Here is a 17,681-nt window from a genome sequence, read left to right as displayed (position 1 = left end):
AGATTAAATTCCAGAACCCCTGTTTGCTAACGCAGACAGGGGTTTTGTTTATATAGAAACTCATGAATTTCACCGGCCCGTTGCTAACGCAACGACCTGGTACACAGAATTTCTTGACGACCATAGAGCATTGGAACCACCTGATCCCATCCCGAACTCAGCAGTGAAACGATGCATCGCCGATGGTAGTGTGGGGTTTCCCCATGTGAGAGTAGGTCATCGTCAAGATTGAATTCCGAAACCCCTGTCTGCTAACGCAGACAGGGGTTTTGTCGTTTAGGGCGACCCAAAACAACAATTCCTCTAACCAGCCGTCTGTCGGTTTCCTACGCTAAAAGAAGATGCTTCTCACAAATTCCTAAGATTTGTCGAAGGTTGGCCGAAACCCTGACGAGCCATGCGTGCACCGAAATAGAGCGACCGTAGAGCCCGCCTATCCCGTTACATGGAATGTTCCACTCGGCACGCTCACCCCCTTTGGCAAAAGAAGTCGATGAAATGAATCTCAAGTTCAGTCATAAAATTCTGTTGGCCGCGTCAGGCGTCGTGGTTTTAGCCTTCGCGTTATTCACGCTGTACAACGACTACCTGCAACGCAACACGATCAAGCAAAACCTGGCCTCGTCCATTCAACAATCCGGCGAACTCACCGCCAGCAGTGTGCAAAACTGGCTCAGTGGTCGCATCCTGGTCCTCGAGAACCTGGCGCAGAACGTAGCTCATCAGGGTAATGCTGCCGACCTTCCCGGGCTGGTCGATCAGCCAGCGCTCACCTCCAACTTCCAGTTCACCTACGTGGGTCAGACCAACGGCGTGTTCACTCAGCGTCCTGATGCGAAGATGCCTGACGACTACGACCCTCGTCAGCGCCCTTGGTACAAGCAAGCGGTAGTAGCGGACAAAACCATGCTTACTCCGCCTTATATGGCGGCTGTGGGCGGCCAGATCGTGACAATTGCCATGCCTGTGAAGAAGAACGGCGAATTGTTGGGTGTTGTCGGTGGCGACCTGAGTCTGCAAACCCTGGTGAAGATCATCAATTCAGTAGACTTCGGCGGCATCGGCCATGCATTCCTGGTCAGCGGTGATGGTCAAGTCATCGTCAGCCCTGACCAGGGCCAGGTGATGAAAAACCTCAAGGACATCTACTCTGGCAACAACGTACGCATCGAAAAGGTTAACCAGGACGTCGTCCTCAATCACCAGGACCGCATTCTGTCGTTCACGCCTATCAGCGGTTTGCCTGGCGCCGACTGGTACATCGGCCTGTCGATTGATAAAGAAAAAGCCTATGCCCCTTTGGGTAAATTCCGTACTTCAGCGTTGATTGCGATGTTGATCGCTGTCGTGGCTATTGCTGTGCTCCTGAGCTTGCTCATTCAAGTATTGCTACGTCCTTTGACTACCATGGGCGTTGCCATGAAGGACATTGCCCAAGGCGAAGGTGATTTGACCCGCCGCCTCGACGTGACCAGCAAAGACGAATTCGGGGAAGTCGGTAGTGCGTTCAACCAGTTCGTAGAGCGGATCCACGCCTCGATTTCCGAGGTGTCTTCGGCAACTCGGCAGGTGCACGATCTATCCCAGCGTGTAATGGCATCGTCCAATGCCTCGATCATCGGGTCCGACGAACAGAGTGCGCGCACCAACAGCGTCGCAGCTGCGATCAACGAACTGGGCGCCGCTACTCAAGAAATCGCGCGCAACGCCGCAGATGCTTCGCAGCATGCCAGCGGTGCCAGCGAGCAAGCTGACGATGGGCGTAAGGTGGTTGAGCAAACCATCCAGGCGATGTCGGAGCTGTCACAGAAGATCAGCCTGTCCTGCACTCAGATCGAGACCTTGAATGCCAGTACCGACAACATCGGTCATATTCTTGATGTGATCAAAGGCATCTCCCAGCAAACCAACTTGCTCGCCCTTAACGCGGCGATCGAAGCTGCCCGTGCCGGTGAAGCCGGACGTGGGTTTGCGGTGGTGGCTGATGAAGTGCGTAACCTGGCGCACCGTACCCAAGAGTCGGCAGAAGAGATCCACAAGATGATCACTTCCCTGCAAGTGGGGTCCCGAGAAGCAGTGACCACCATGAATGCCAGTCAGGTCTCCAGCGAAGAAAGCGTTGAAGTGGCCAACCAGGCGGGTGAGCGCCTGGTCAGCGTGACGCAGCGCATCGTTGAAATCGATGGCATGAACCAGTCGGTTGCGGCAGCAACCGAAGAACAGACCGCAGTCGTTGAAACCCTCAACGTTGACATCAACCAGATCAACCTGCTGAACCAGCAGGGCGTGGCCAACCTCAACGAGACGCTCAAGGACTGCGATGCGCTGTCCCAGCAGGCCAGTCGATTGAAGCAATTGGTCGATAGCTTCAAAATCTGAACCCGACTGCACCGGAGCGAGATACCTCGCTCCGACTGCTTAGCCAAGCATCCGGCGCACATTCTCCAACGCGCTGTCGGCGAACGTCTGTGCAAACTGTTCAAACTCAGCTTGAGTCGTTTCCTGCGGCTCGCCCACCAGCGTCCAAGTTGCCTTGGAACACTCGGCGCCAAGCGCTTCCACACTCATTGCTGCCCATAAGCGCGCCACGCCCAAAGTGTTGTAGAGGGTGGTCCACGTCATGTACATGGCGCTTTCGTCTCGGCTGTTCAGTTGCTCCACGACGCAATGGCCATCGTGGAAAATTTTAGTGCGCAATGCGCCTACCCCAACACCCGTCATCTCGATGTGTGACAGGCTTGGGATGAAGGTATCAAAACTATCAAAGCTACCGACCACGTCCCACAGGCGTTTAGCCTCACACGGGACTACGACGGAAGCCACAATCGGTGTACCGATCGGATTGCGAATTAACGTATCGGGTTGCAGCGGTTTCATGGGGGAGTCCTGAAGCAGTTCAAAGGAAGCCGATGGCCCTGAGGTAGTCACAGCCCTTGCGTAACAGCTCCGGGTTCTTTGGCGGATAGTCCACACCCATCTTTTCCAGGCCCCAGCGGGCATTGTCGTGACGGATCATCGAAGTGTCGCCGATGTCTTCGCCGAGCCCGTCCAGGTAAAAGCCCAGCACGCGAAACAGCGCATTATCACGGCTCACCGTTTGCAGCGTCCGTTGCCAGTGGTCAATGCTCACCCGGTCGAAGGCGTGCCCGGCCTCGCTGAACGCGTCGAGGTACTGATCCCAGCTCAAGGGCTGCGGGTTGTGCAGGTTGAATACGTTTCGCGCAGGGGCAAAGCGGACGCTGTGAAAGGCAATGAAGCCAGCCAGGAAGTCCACCGGCATCAGATCGAAGTTCACGTCCAGGCGGGGTGCCAAGCCCAATTGCAGGGAGCCCTTGAGCATCAACATCAATCGATTTTTCTGCGGCTGGCAAACACCGTTCTGACTGTTGAAGCTGATATTCCCGGGCCGATGGATATTCACCCAGGCCCCTTGCTCCCTCGCTCGCCCTAACAGCCGTTCGGCCACCCACTTGGAGAGGTTATAGCCATTTTTCACATAGAGCGGTAACGCGTGCCCTGCTGGTGCTTCAAGGACGTATCCATCGGCGTCCACGTTGCTGCAGGCTGATAGAGTCGAGATGAAGTTGAGCACCTTTTTACAATGGGTCTCGCAAAGACGCAGGCACTCAAGGGCTGGTTCGACGTTGTCCTTGGCGAGTGACACATAGTCCATCACATGATTGACCTGTGCCGCGTTGTGCACCAGCACGCCATAATCGCGAGCGAGGTAGTCGTACACATTGCATGCCAAGCCCAGGCGAGGTTGGCGAATGTCGGCGGCGTATACCTGCACTCGGCTCAGGTCCAGATGCTCCAAGCGGTATTCACGCAAGGCCTGGGTAAACCTTGCTGTTGCCGATTGACCTGGCAGTTCCCGCACAAGGCACGCCACCTCTTGTGCTCCTGCCGCCAGCAGCGCGTGAACGATATGCGCCCCGACAAAGCTATTTGCCCCAGTGACGATCGCCTTACGCGGATCTCCCGCGCGAGCCTCCGGTAGCATCTTGATCTCCAGCACTTGTGATGCATCTTTCTCCATCTGGCTGCCAGGCGTGTCCGGCAACACACTACCTTCCATCAGGGCCGCCAATGTGCGGATTGTCGGCGCCTCGAAAAAGTGGCTCAGAGAGAGGCTACGGCCAAACCGCTCGCGCACGCGTAGCAATAAAGTCGACAAGAGGATGGAGTGGCCGCCCAGATTGAAAAAGCTGTCGTCAATCGATAATTCGCCAGCGGGCAACGCCAGCAATTGCGCCCACAGGTCCACCAACTGCTTTTGCAGATCGGTCTGAGCACAGCAGCGAGTCACTGCTTGAGGGATGGACAACGGCATGGCCAGTAATGCCTTGCGATCAATCTTGCCGTTACTCGATCCCGGCATGCGCGCCAACTCGCTCCAAATGACGGGCCGCATATGTTCGGGCAGCCACTGGCGGGCATATTGCTGCAAGTCAGCCAGCGTGGCGCTGGGTTCGGGTTGTGTGACAAAAGCGATGACCCTGAGGCCCGGGTCAATCACTACGGCTACTTGGCGAAACAATCGACTGTTGCGCAGGCATTGTTCGATTTCCTGGGGCTCGACTCGGAATCCGCGGATTTTGACTTGGTCATCCCGACGCCCACCCAACTTGATGCCGTCCTGAGTCCATTTCGCCAGGTCGCCGCTACGGTAAGCATGCAACACCTGCCCATCAGGCAATGTCAGTGCAACAAAAGGGCTGTCGGCCTGCTGCGGTACATTCAAATAACCCAGGCTCACCCCCGGGCCTGCGATATACAAATCGCCCAGCACTTGTTCATCCACGGGCTGCAGGTTTTCGTCGAGAATCAACACTTGGCTGTTGGCAATGGGATGGCCGATGTTGCGAGGGCTGTCGCCATGCCGGAACACCCTATGTGTTGCCAGCACCGTGGTCTCGGTCGGCCCATAGAGGTTATGCAACTGGCATTGGCCTGCCAGTCGTTCGATTACATAGGGCTCGCAGAAATCGCCTCCAGTGAGCAGGTGAGCAAGCCCCAGTGGCTGATCCAGCGGCAGGATGCTGAGCAGCGCCGGCGGTAGAAAGCCATGGGTGACGCGTTGCCCGCGAATCAATTCGACCAGTTGTCGAGGGTCTTGGCGTTGATCGTTGCTGGGGATAATCAACTCGGCGCCGGCTATCAAGGCAGGGAAAATATCGATCAATGAAGAGTCGAAGCTCAACGGCGAAAACTGCAACACGCGACTCTCTTCACTCATCTCTACACAAGCGCCGAGCCAGGCGCTGAAATGCGCCAGGTTGTATTGGCTAAGCAGTACCCCCTTGGGAAACCCGGTAGTGCCTGAGGTGAAAAGCGCCATGCACGGTGTGTCGGCACTGGGCCGTTTACGCATCAGTGGCAGTGCACGGGTGATGGCGCACGGTTCGATCTTGCTGACATCCAATGAGGCGAGGTGATCTCGCAGCGGATGCAGGCCATTCTCCAGCAATACACAAGCGCCGGCGCTTTCCAGCATCTGCTGTTGGCGCTGCACCGGATGGTCCGGCGCCAGAGGCAAATACACCGCGCCACTGCCCAGCACCGCAAGGATGCTTGCGTACAGCTCAACGGATTTTGCCAGGCACACGCCGATCACGGGTTGAGTTTCGATGCCCTCCAAGAGTGGAAGCAGACGCTGCTGGATCGCCAAGGCGTGTGCCTGGAGCTGCTGATAAGTCAGCAGGTTGCCCGCGATATTCAACGCTGTTCGAGTGGCGAACTTGTCCAGGCTGGCTTGCAGCCGTTCCATCATGGGGGTCTGGGCCGCATGCAACAGCGCTGGATCCGTCGTGCGATTGAATCGATGCTTGAACGCCAAGGTTTCCAGCGCTTGCAGACTGTGTTCGGGCCAGTCGTTAGGGGTGACCACAACGGTGAAGCAGGCCGGGTCCCTGGAGTAACTACTAACCAACAAGGCGAGCCATTCCACCAGTGCGTTCGTTGCCTTGTGACGCAATCGCTGCCCATTGCCGCTGGGTTCCTCTGCGACTTCGTACACAGCCAACAGGCTTCGTTCACGGTCATAGCAGCGAAATTGCAGGGCTGGCAGTCCATTCTCGGACACGGGGCCAATGCCCATGCGCAAACTCATCCAGTATGCGTCGGCGGGTAATTGCGCCAGCGGCCGGCTACCGTCTTCAATCACCAGGTCGACAGGGCCCGTTCCCGAGACATGACCGTATTGTTCCAGCACTTGCTTGACGGGGGCCAGGACGTTACTGGCGGCGCCCCACGCTATCGTCAAACGCTTCATGCCGGCCTCCCCGCCACAGGCAGGTAGCTGCTCAACGACCGAGCTACGCTGGGTGTCTGCAGCACGCCGCTGTGACGCAGCAGGCTCATTATATTGCCTATCAGTGGATGCTGGTGGTTGATGGGGAAATCCAGCGCAGAGACTTCATGGTGCAGTGCCAGACGTGTGTCGGCGCTGATTTCCAAGTGTTCGATCAGGTGCAGATCAAAGTCTTTCTGCAGGTCGTTGGTCAGGTAATGCTCCAGGAAAACGGGCAAAGCTTGAGCAATGCTGTCGCGCTCCTGCGGGCTTGCCGATTGCCAGTAGAGACGCACTAACTGTGTCCAGAACTGCGCGTGACGACCCTCATCAAACAGGTGGTCGGCCATCATGCCGCGGATGGATGATTTGACGCTGTCATCCTTGGAGAATGCTGCCACGTCATGGGTTACGGTGTTTTCGGCAATGGCCACGCCGATCAACTCGACGGCATCGTGCAAATGCGCTGGCACCTGCGCCTGTGCCGCCGGCAGTGCGCGGCTCAATTCGATTTGCCCAGGCAGGTCAAGCGGCTGGATACCGGTCATTTCCACGGCTTGTTGCAGGAAGTCCAACGCGACCAACGCGTGATAGTCCTCGTCCACCACGACGGTCATCGCGTCGTAACGGCAGGCCAGCGGGAAGGGCGGTGAAAAACGGTTCTTGGCGATGTTGCGTGCAGTCTTGTCGACGATTTCGGTTTCGAAGATCACCACGTCATTAATGAATTTATAGAAGCTTTGTACCAGCACGAAGTCGCGCCACTGTGGGCACTGTTCGAGGAAGGTTGCACTCAGTACGAGGGGTTGTCGGTACAGAGGGAAGATGAGTTTGTTGTCGTCCTCCAGCATGCGCCGGGGGCGTGTTCGAATGGTCGCGCGCCGCTCCCAGTCATCAGCAAAGGATCGATAATTGACAACGTTCATTGGTGTTCCCCTTGCATCGAAGTCAGCACCCCGTCCCAGAAGCTAATGCGACTTTCCACGGCGTCGAGGGCGGCATTATCTGCTTGCCTCTGGCGAATCGGGTCTGCGCCGACCAGGCGCATGAGCAATTGCTCCGCTGCCGGCCCATGGTCGTGGCTGTCCATTTCGATGTGACGATTGAGGTAGTGACATAAGGTGGGTGCCTCATGATCAATGAGCCCATGACTGTGCAACAGCCGCTGGAACATCGACGGAATGACACTCTCGCGGCCATGCAGGAAAGCCGCTGCGACGCAGTGAGTCGGGGCGCTCAAGGCGACTTGCAGCGTGCTGTCGACAAAGCAGGCCACCCCAGGTGGCGCATCGATCATTTGCAAGGCAGCACTGACCTCCACGCCTTCGCGTTGCAGGTCGATCAGGCGGGTAATGGCGACGGTGCTGGCGCCGACCTCCGTCATGGCGTCCAGGTACAGCTCGAAGTGGCTGCGATAACCCCGCGTCGGGTGTTCATCTGATTCCTCGCCCAGCACTATTTCATTGATCAAGCGGGCAGCCTGCGAGTCCGCAGGTGGGAGCCAGGGTATCTGGGTACAGGTCAGGTCCTGTTGCAGGCGTTTAGTCAGGGTCATGAAGTCCCAGACGGCAAATACATGGTTTTCCATGAAGTGCTGTAACTTGTTAAGTGAAGTTATTTCTATAAATAATGGATGGTTGAAAAGTTGTAGTTTTTTCTGTTCAAGCAATTCTTGATACATGGTTGACGCCTATGAATTGTTGCAGGTGCTCAAAAGCAGTGTTGGGATTTTGTAGTTTTAAGATAGAGAGGGAACGTTAAATCGAGACCGCACGACGCACGCGGCGCAGCACTGACATAGACCTGCGCAGCGGATCTGAAGGTGTGGTTTTTCGGGAAAGGATAATAAACTGTTTAAACGTTTGGGCTGACTTATAAATGTATTAAATGTTTTTTCTGTGTGGTTTTATTAGTTGAGTTGTCTGTGCTCAGTGTCGGATATTTCCTCGCGTTAATTAAGTTTAAGTGGGTTTTCCGTATGCCAATGTGGCAACTTCCCAGGGAAGTTGCCCCGTAGGGGTAAAGGGCGTTAGAAGGCTGAGGATCCTATTGGCGGGCTTTTTTTTCGGCGGTTTCAAGCCCCTTGAGGTAGGTGGCTATGACCTCCATCCCACGCATCAAGTGATTACGCAGCGTCAGGATGCTCTCATCGACCTTCTTCTGTGCCACCAGGCTCAGCAATTCACGGTGGTCTTCCTGGGACGTCTCGCCTAGTCCCATTGCCTCAAGGTTGAAGCGCAGGAAACGCTCCTCTTCATTGAGCCCGTGCTCGACCAAGGTGAGCAATCGCTGGTTGGGTGCCTTGCCATACAGGACCATGTGGAACAGGCGATTGAGGCGACCAATCTCGGTATAGTCCTTTTCGCATTCCAGCGCATTGATGCACGCCTCGGCCTCGGACAGATCTTTCTCGGTGAGCAATGGAATCGACAAGCGCAGCGCTTCGGATTCCAGCAGCATGCGCAAAGCATAGGTCTCAGCCGAATTATCCTCGATCAAGGGCGCAACCACGGCACCCTTGTGAGTCACCACATGCAGCAGGGATTGCGCCTCCAGCTGGCGCAAGGCTTCGCGTACGGGCATGCGGCTGACGCCGAACAAGCTGGCCAGCTCCTGCTGGCGCATCGCAGTGCCACAGGGCAATCGCCCATCGAGAATGGCGTTGCGCAGTGTTTCTTCAATTACGGAGCGAGCAAGATGGGCGGGAATAGGCCCGCTGATTTTGATGCTGCTTAAAGGGTTCGGCTTCTGCGTCACGGTTACGCTATCCTCCTTTTTTGAATAATAGTTTGGCTAATTGGATCCAATGCACACTAGAGATGGGTCAGGCGCTTGTCAAACAGCCTAAGTTTCCGTTTGTAAGGGCTTACACAGCCTACTTTGTGAGTCCCACAAGGGGCGGTTATAAACTCAGTCCACTGACGAATGATTGCACTGTGCCATTGTTTTTTGTAGGGCGAGGCTTCACCATCCCTTGAAATTCCGTCTCTTTCATGGACTGAACGCCTTGGCGGTAAGTTTTATTCCCTATCGAGTCCTTTGCTGGTTTTTATCGGCAATTTTATTGGCTGGCCTGATGCTCGGCGGGCTGCGTGCCGATTGGGATTTCTCGCAGATCAGCCGCAAGGCTACCGCCGTATACGGGCCGCTGGGCCAAGGCCAGCAGCGTATCGACGCCTGGCAGCGACTATTGGCGACTGAAAAACAGGTCAGCGAGTCGGAGCAGCTCAAGGTGGTTAACTTGTTCTTCAACAAGCAAATGACCTACGTCGAAGATATCGACCTCTGGCACGTCATCGACTATTGGGAGACACCCGTCGAAGCCCTATGGAAGGGGGCCGGTGACTGCGAAGACTACGCGATCGCAAAGTATTTCAGTTTGCGTCATCTGGGTGTGTCCAGCGACAAATTGCGCATCACCTACGTCAAGGCCTTGCGACAGAATCGCGCGCACATGGTCCTGACCTATTATTCGACCCCCGACGCCATCCCGCTGGTGCTCGACAGCCTGATGGACGAAATCCTGCCGGCTACCCGCCGTACCGATCTGGTCCCGGTGTACTCATTCAACGCCGAGGGCCTGTACTTGCCCGGCGCCAAGGGCAACAAGAAAGTCGGTGATACCAAACGCTTGTCGCGCTGGCAGGATGTGTTGAGAAAAATGCGTGCGGAAGGCTTTCCAGCCGAGCCTGCCAACTAGGAGTAACTGATCGGATGTCCTTGTTCAAACAACTATTGATCGCTATCTGTCTGTTCCTGGTGGTCGCCTTCAGCGGCAGCTTCATGGTCAGCCTGGAAAGCTCGCGCACCCAATACGTCAACCAACTGCGCTCCCATGCCCAGGATGCGGCGACGGCGCTGGCGCTGTCGCTGACCCCGAATATCGATGACCCGGCCATGGTGGAACTGCTGGTCAGCTCGATCTTCGACAGCGGCTATTACGCCAGCATCCGTGTAGTGGACCTGGCCACCGACAAAACCATCGTCGAGCGCAGCGGTATTCCTGACAACAACGGCGTGCCCAACTGGTTCGTGAAGTTGATCGGCCTGGAGCCGGCAGGTGGTGATGCCCTGGTCAGCCGAGGCTGGGAGCAGGCGGCACGGGTCGAGGTAGTCAGCCATCCGATGTTTGCCCTGGCCAAACTCTGGCAGAGCGCGTTGGGTAGCCTTGGCTGGTTGTTGCTGTGCGGCGCGGTGAGTGTGGTGCTAGGTGGGCTTTTGCTGCGCCGGCAGTTGAAGCCGTTGGACTATATGGTCAAACAATCCCACGCCATCGCCCGCCGGGAGTTCCTCAGCCTGCCCGATCTGCCACGCACTCCCGAGCTGCGACGAGTGGTGCAGGCCATGAACCAGATGGTGGAAAAGCTCAAGGCGTTGTTCCAGGAGCAGGCCGAACGCAGCGAAAAACTGCGCACCGAATCCTATCAGGACAACCTCACCGGCCTCGCCAACCGACGTTATTTCGAGATGCAGCTCAACGCCCGTGTCAGCAACCCGGAAGAGACCAATTCCGGCTATCTGCTGTTGCTGCGGGTCAAGGACCTTGCCGGGCTCAACCAGCGCCTGGGCGGCCAGCGCACCGACCAGTTGCTACAAGCGGTTGGCGAGCAACTGCTGCGCCAGTGCGAGCCATACCCGGAGACCCACAACCTCGTCACCCGCATCCGCGGCGGCGAGTTCGCCGTGCTGGCGCCGGGTTTGATGCGTGAAGAAGCGCTGCAATTGGCGCAAAACCTTGAAAGCACCTTGCTCAGCCTGCAAGCGACCGGTGCCAGCGATGTTACGCCGGTCGCCTATATTGGCCTGGCGCCGTTCAACCATGGCGATGCGCCTCAAGCCCTGCTGACCCTGGCTGACCAGGCCCTGGCCCAGGCCGAAGCGCAGGGCGACAGCAGTTGGGTGTGCCTGGACCGCAGCGCTGCCGCCAGCGTCGGTGACGATCATCATGCCTGGCACAGGTTGTTGGACCAGGCCCTGACCCAGCAGCGCTTTGAGCTGTACTTCCAGCCCGTCGTTGCCAGCCAGGACACACAGTTGGTCTTGCACTACAAGGTCCTGTCGCGCCTGCAGGACGAAGACGGCCACACTATACCGGCTGGGCGTTTCCTGCCGTGGTTGGAACGCTTTGGCTGGTCGGCCCGTCTGGACCGCCTGATGTTGGAGCAAGTGCTCAAGCAAATGGCCAACCACAGCCATAACCTGGCGCTGAACCTCTCAGCCGCGACCTTGCAGGACACCCAGGCGCTGAACCGGATTTACGACCTGCTACGCCAGCACAGCAACCTGGGCCCGCGCCTCACCCTGGAGATCGGTGAAGAGCAACTGCCTGAACAGCACGTGCTGGAACAGATGACCCAGCGCCTGCGCGAGTTGGGTTTCTCTCTCAGCCTGCAACGTTTCGGTGGGCGCTTCAGCATGATTGGAAACCTGGCGCGCCTGGGCCTGGCGTACTTGAAGATCGATGGCAGCTACATTCGTGCCATCGACCAGGAAAGTGACAAGCGCTTGTTTATCGAAGCTATCCAGCGCGCCGCCCACAGCATCGATCTGCCGTTGATTGCCGAGCGTGTGGAAACCGAGGGCGAGTTGAAGGTGATTCGTGAGATGGGGATTTTTGGAGTGCAGGGTCAGCTGTTTGGCGAGCCTGCGCCCTGGAAATAATTACCTGTAGGAGCGGCTGGATCAAATCAATCCTTTCTCGTCATCATCGATCAACTGGCTCAACCCACCCAACGCTTCCCGCGCATGGTTGCGATCCATCAACTTAGCCTGTGCCGCTGGCGGCAGGTCGGTCACGCTGATCACGCCTTTGCGGGTCAGCACCTGGATCAAGTCATCCAGTACCCGGATCATCTCCAAGTCGCTCTGCTTGAGCTGGGCCAGGCTGGTTTCCACCACTTCGTTGGCGTACCAGGCCTGGATCTCATGGTGATCGGCCGGCAGGGTTTCGGTGGATTCGGTAAAGGCGGCCGCCTCTACGCGAACCAGCGCGCCCAGCGCATCACGTTGCACGTAAAACATAAGAACCCCTCGAATATGAGCCACATGCGTTCAACAGCATAGGCCAACGCTGCGTGTATGGGCGTGAGTATGCGACGCACCGTCCGCCAGGGCCAGCGGCCCATAAGGCAAAAAAATCGGCCGCCTGGGAAGGCGGCCGATCCATTGCATCTTAGCTATGGTCGATCTTGATGGTTGGGTCGGCGCCAGTGATCAGCGAGTTGATGCTGACATGGGACCAATCATTGCCTTCCAGCTTGATTGTCACATCGGCATTGGCCACGCCACCGGCAGCGTTGAGCTTGCCTTCACTGCTGACTTGCAGGGTCGACACGCCATCTACCGTAGTGATCTTCAGGTAATTGTCGATGGTGCTATCGGTCTCACCTTTCAACAAGTCACGCAGATCAATCCGGTCGCCTTCCGATGCCTTGAAGTCCTTGATCACATCGTTGCCGAAGTCACCCGCCTTCCACACAAAGGTATCGGCACCCGAACCACCGATCAAAATGTCGTTGCCCTGGCCGCCAATCAACGTGTCGTTGCCGGTGCCGCCCAGCAGGATGTCATTGCCTTTGCCGCCGTCCAGGAGGTCGTTGCCGCCCTGGCCGAACAGGATGTCATCGCCAGCGCCGCCCAGCAGCGTGTCGTTGGCATCCTTGGCGCCGGAGACGTCGAAGTCCACGTAGTGCTCGGTAACGTACTGGTGAACGTTGGAGGCGGTCACCGAAGAGACGGCTACGCCGGTCTTCTGCGCCACAAACGCCTGCAGTGCGTTGTAACCCTCACCGTTGATCCCGCTGAAGCTCACCAGGTCGCCGAAGAGGATGTCGTTGCCATCGCCCCCGATGACGGTGTCTGCGCCAGGCAACGTCGCCTCGGTGTGGCCGAGGATCGCGTTGGCCAGGTCCTTCGGATCGATGTTGGCTTGCGGCTTGCCGTCGCTGTCGTACGGTGCCAACTGATTCAGGCTGACCCCGCTGTTGAGGCCGATGGCTTCTACGCCACCAGTGGACAGGCCTTTGAGCAGTGCGAATGCGCTGTTGGAGTTGAGAGTGGTGGAGTAGTCGGTATCGTACCCGAGGCCGCCTTTTACCGATATCTCATAGGTGCCATCCCCTTGGGCATGGATAGTTCCCGGGCTGGACTGCCCCCAGCCCCACCAGTTGTTGGTCCACAGGGTTACCTTGCCAGCAGAGTCGATATCAATTAAGTGACTCGAGTCGATGTTGATCCGGGTGGCGGTGCCTATGGTGTAGTTGTTCATGGTGACGACATCATCGAGCCTGACGTTGCCGTACAAGTACGGGTTGGTCTGCTCGGACCCTTGGTAAAACGTCGGCTGACCATCGGTGATGAAGTACGTTGTATTGATTGCGCCAGTGTTGCCAGTCGCCTGGGCACTTTTAAAGAAGTTGGACGCAGCCTTGAACACGTCTTCGTAGTTGGTCCCGCCGGTAGACACCATGGAATCCAGGACTTTCTGCAGCGAATTCAGCGCGCCTGGGTCTTTCAGGTCGACTGTCACCGTGCGATTGACCTGGTCACTGAAGTCCGCCAGGAAGATATTCACGGTGCCAGAGGTGCTGGAGCCGATACTGTTTTTCAGCGAGTTGAACGTGGTGGTCAGCGAGGCTTTCGCCGCTGCTATCGAGTCCGCGCCCATACTGCCCGATGTATCGATCATGAACGCAATGTTGTAGTTCTTGCCCTGCACCACGTTCAGGCCGCCGACGTCGGCCACGACGATGTCGTTGCCATCGGTGCCGTTGATGGTGTCGCTGCCCGAGGTGCCGGTAACCGGGTTATAGGTCGCCGGGTGCACCGTGACGGGCAATTGCGCGGTGGTGGTGGCCGAACCACCGATGCTTTCGGTGGAGGTCGAAGTGACCGTCAGGTTGAACTGGCCGCTGTAGTAGGTCGGCGGCTTGATGGTCAGGGTGCCCAGGTCCCAGCCGGTGACGTTGACTTCGCCCGTGGTCTTGCTCGCGGTGAAGGTATGTCCCGACGCGTCGGTGAGTACCGAGCCTGCCGGAATGCCACTGATCTTCACACTCAGGGTTTCCGAACCGTCGGTGTCGGTCAGCGCCGTGGTGACCTTGGACAGCTTCACGGTGCCGTTTTCCTGGCCCTCGTTGAGCTTGTAGCCCACGTAGTAACCGTCGCCGTTGCTGCCATGCAGGTCGGACACGGTGACACCGGCGTTGGTCAGGTCGGTGATGCCGGTGTACAACGGCACGGTGCTGGTGCTCAGGTTCTGCACCGCCCCGCCGTTGACCGACAGGTTGACGTCAAAACTGCCTGGCCCCGCTTGGTTGGCCTGGTAGATCTCAAGGCTGTAGTAGCCGCTGACCGATGGCGTGAACGAGCCGCTGAACTTGCCGCTGTTGGTGCCCCACAGTCCGCTGGCAATGTCTTTACCGCCAACGTTGACCACTACGCTGTCATCGGCGATGCCGCTGAAGGTGTAGCTCTTGCCGGCCTCCATGTAGATCAGGCCGGAAATCTTGGAGCCAGAGCCAGCATTGACGTTATCGACGGATTCGACGTTGGTCACCACAGAAGTGCTGTTTGGTGTACCGGCGTTATCGATGGCTTTTTTCAGTACGTCTGGCGCAGCGCCGTTGCCGTTGTTGCCGAGGCCGGCAATGCTGTTCCAGCCCTGTTTGACCAGGCCGGTCGAGGCGACGTTGTTATCGGCCACGTTCAGGGTCGGTGCGTCGGCCACCGGGGTGATATCGACTTTCACCGTAGCTGTCGTACCCAGATCCTTGCCGTCGCTAGGCTGGAACTTGAACTGCGCGTAATCGGCCTGTTTGTTGCCAATGCCGGTGCCGCCATAACCATCGGCGCCTGATTCGTTGGCGTTAGGCATAAAGCGCAACTGGCCGCCGTCGATCTGGGCCTTGGTGAAGGTCTGGCCACTGGACACGTTGGTCCAGGTGCTGCCGTCCGCCGCCAGGAACTGCAGTTTTCCGGCTACCGGCAGTTCGGTGATTTTCACGCTCAGGCTGGCTTGTGGCGAGTCCACATCGGTCACGCCGAAGTTGGCCCAGGTGAGGGCCAGCGCGGTGTCTTCCGTACCGGTCACGGCACCGCCGGTGGCCACTGGCGCATCGTTGACGGCCACCACGTTGACGGTGGTGGTCGCGACGTTGGAGTAGTTGCCACCATCGGTCACGCTCACGGTAATCGTGCGTGGCGTGGTGCTTGGGTCATGGCTGTTGTTGGTGAACGTGATGTTCTTGATCTGCTGCATGTAGTCGGCCAGCGACGCCGTGCCGGTCAGGGTCAAGGTGATTTTGCCGCTGACAGGGTCGGTGCTCGGGGTCACGTTGATGCCCGTCACGCCGCTGAAGTTCAGCGAGTCGCCTGGCTGGCTGTTGGTCAGTACCACGGTGGCGCCGGTCAGCTGCGTGCTGTCCGGGTCGGTGATCTTGATGTCTGTGTCAGCAATCGACACGCCAGTACCGCCTTCGGTGAAGGTAGTCTTGAAATCCGCGCCGATGGCGCCGCTGGAGTTGTTGGCATCCAGGTCGATGACCGGCGGCGCATCGTTGTCGATGATGTCGGTGCTGACGCTGCCATTGCCCACCACCAGGTTTTCGAAGTTGCCACCGGTGGCCTTGTCGATGGTGATGACGATCTTTTCCGTTGGCTCGGTGATCTTGTCGTCGAGTGTGCGGATATCAAACGGCACGCTGCTGGAGCCGGCCGGGATCTTCACGGTGTACACGCCATTGAAGTCCGAACCGTCGGTGGCGGTGCCGCTGTACTTGAGCGTCACGGTGACGTCGGTCAGCGGCGGGTTGCTCAGCGTCAGGGTGTAGTGTGCCGTGCCGCCTTCAGTCACCGACGCGTCGCCGGTGATGCCGATCGTGGTGTTGTTGACCACATCCGTCACCTTGGTGACCACGGTGCTGCCATCGAGGATCAAGTGTTCGTACTTGTCGCCACCGCTGACTACACCGGTGATTTTGGTGGTGACGTCATTGGCGCCGACATACGCATCGTTAGGCGCGGTAGCGGTGATGAAGCTGGTGGACTTGCCATTGCCGATGGTGATGGTGGAGCCGTTATCCAGCCTTACCACCAGGTCGGAGCCAACGTTGTTGACTGCCGCGCCGTTCTTGTCGACCAGGGACGCGGTATAGACGATCTGCCCGCCCTCGCTGACCGAGCCAGTGGCCTTGAGTACAACGGTCACGTCATCAATGGTGTCGTTGATAGTGGTCGTCGCGCCGCCCGGGGTGATGCTTACACCCTCGAAATTGCCGCCGGTAGTGCCAGTGATCTTGACGGTCTGGGTGCTCTTGTCGATGAACACATCATCGGTAGGTGCTGGGACGGTCACCGTGCCCACGGTCGCACCCTGCTTGATGGTGATGCTGGAACCGTTATCGAGCTGGACCACCATGTCGCTGCCGGCCTTGTTGCTCAAGGTCGCGGTGTAAGTGATCTGGCCACCTTCGTTGACGGCCGTCGGGGCGGTCAGGGTGACGCTGGTCAGATCGGTGGAGCCCGGGGTGTCGGTGACGGTGGTGCTCACCGCAGTCGTGCCTGGCACCAGATTTTCGAAATGTTCGCCGCCGGTCACACCTTTGATTGCCGTGGTGACGGTCTGGTCGCCCTTGTAGACATCGTTTGGCGCGACGGTGGTGATTGTGCCGCTGGACTGGTTCACGCCGATAGTGATGGTCTGGCCGTTATCCAGGGTGACGGTCAGCGGGTTGGTGATGTTAGTCACCGGCGCGCCGTTTTTATCCACAAGGCTGGCGGTGTAGACGATGTTGCCGCCTTCGCCGACGGTGGTGTGGCGGTCAGCACCACATCGACCTTGTCGATGGTGTCGTTGATCGTGGTGGTTGCACCGTTGCCTGCAACTTCCAGTTTTTCGAAGTTGCCGCCAGTGGTCTCAGTGATCTTGACGGTCTGGGTGCTCTTGTCGATGAACACGTCATCGGTAGGCGCCGGGACAGTCACGGTGCCGACAGTGTCGCCAGCCTTGATGGTGATCGATGAGCCGTTGTCGAGTTTCAGCGTGACGTCAGTGCCCGCTTTGTTGGAAAGCGTAGCGGTGTAGGTGATCTGGCCACCTTCGTTAACAGCACTCGGTGCAGTCAGTGTGACCGTCGTGGTGTTATCGGTACCTGGAGTATCGGTGACGGTGGTGTTAACCGCCGCAGTACCTGGAACCAGATTTTCGAAATGCTCGCCACCGGTGACGCCTTTGATAGCGGTGGTGACGGTTTGGTCGCCTTTGTAGACGTCATCAGGAGCAATAACCGAAACGCTACCGCTCGATTGATTCACGCCGATAGTGATGGTTTTACCGTTATCCAAGGTCACGGTGAGCGGGTTGGTGATGTTGGTCACCGGGACGCCATTT

At 57.8% G+C, this 17,681-nt stretch carries 9 protein-coding genes, 1 rRNA gene and 1 pseudogene; 4 read left to right on the top strand and 7 right to left on the bottom strand.

The annotated features are described in order from the left end of the window. Positions 1–112 precede the first annotated feature (112 nt). A 5S ribosomal RNA gene (gene rrf, locus KVH01_RS29100) occupies positions 113–228 on the top strand. Positions 229–498: 270 nt separating this feature from the next. Continuing rightward, positions 499–2,379, top strand: a complete 1,881-nt coding sequence (locus KVH01_RS29095) for a methyl-accepting chemotaxis protein (RefSeq protein ID WP_217883768.1) — start codon at positions 499–501, stop codon at positions 2,377–2,379. A gap of 39 nt (positions 2,380–2,418) precedes the next feature. On the opposite strand, the gene KVH01_RS29090 is transcribed toward KVH01_RS29095, so the two are convergent. From KVH01_RS29090 to KVH01_RS29070, 5 genes are all read right to left on the bottom strand, one after another. Further along, positions 2,419–2,877 (bottom strand): SRPBCC family protein, encoded by a 459-nt coding sequence (locus tag KVH01_RS29090; RefSeq protein ID WP_043051465.1) that lies wholly within the window; start codon positions 2,875–2,877, stop codon positions 2,419–2,421. 19 nt (positions 2,878–2,896) lie between these two features. After that, the gene (locus KVH01_RS29085; protein WP_217883767.1) at positions 2,897–6,274 is read right to left on the bottom strand and encodes an amino acid adenylation domain-containing protein; all 3,378 of its coding nucleotides are present in this window, start codon (positions 6,272–6,274) and stop codon (positions 2,897–2,899) included. Continuing rightward, positions 6,271–7,218, bottom strand: coding sequence for a diiron oxygenase (locus KVH01_RS29080; RefSeq protein WP_217883766.1), 948 nt, complete (start codon positions 7,216–7,218; stop codon positions 6,271–6,273). The genes KVH01_RS29085 and KVH01_RS29080 overlap by 4 nt, the downstream gene beginning before the upstream one ends. Next, the gene (locus KVH01_RS29075) at positions 7,215–7,973 is read right to left on the bottom strand and encodes a DUF3050 domain-containing protein (RefSeq protein WP_217883765.1); all 759 of its coding nucleotides are present in this window, start codon (positions 7,971–7,973) and stop codon (positions 7,215–7,217) included. Before KVH01_RS29075 ends, KVH01_RS29080 begins: the two co-directional genes overlap by 4 nt. Before the next feature lie 365 nt (positions 7,974–8,338). Next, positions 8,339–9,049, bottom strand: a complete 711-nt coding sequence (locus KVH01_RS29070; protein ID WP_043051469.1) for a GntR family transcriptional regulator — start codon at positions 9,047–9,049, stop codon at positions 8,339–8,341. A 319-nt stretch (positions 9,050–9,368) separates the two neighbouring features. Between KVH01_RS29070 and lapG the strand changes: the two genes are divergently transcribed. Both lapG and lapD read left to right on the top strand, forming a co-directional pair. Then, a complete protein-coding gene (lapG, locus tag KVH01_RS29065) occupies positions 9,369–9,992 on the top strand; it encodes a cysteine protease LapG (protein ID WP_225924429.1) in 624 nt (207 codons plus the stop codon). A gap of 14 nt (positions 9,993–10,006) precedes the next feature. Continuing rightward, entirely contained in the window at positions 10,007–11,953 is a 1,947-nt protein-coding gene (gene lapD, locus KVH01_RS29060) for a cyclic di-GMP receptor LapD (protein ID WP_043051471.1), read from the top strand. Between the two features lie 21 nt (positions 11,954–11,974). Here the strand turns inward: lapD and KVH01_RS29055 are convergent, their stop codons facing one another. Then, the gene (locus KVH01_RS29055) at positions 11,975–12,313 is read right to left on the bottom strand and encodes a hypothetical protein (protein ID WP_043051472.1); all 339 of its coding nucleotides are present in this window, start codon (positions 12,311–12,313) and stop codon (positions 11,975–11,977) included. A 151-nt stretch (positions 12,314–12,464) separates the two neighbouring features. After that, a pseudogene (locus KVH01_RS30385) lies at positions 12,465–17,681 on the bottom strand (LapA family giant adhesin); the annotation flags it as partial.

The organism is Pseudomonas khavaziana, assembly GCF_019145205.1.
Classification (GTDB): Bacteria; Pseudomonadota; Gammaproteobacteria; order Pseudomonadales; family Pseudomonadaceae; genus Aquipseudomonas; species Aquipseudomonas khavaziana.
Note: the sequence above shows the minus strand (reverse complement) of the source record. Positions and strands in the feature narration are given on the sequence as shown.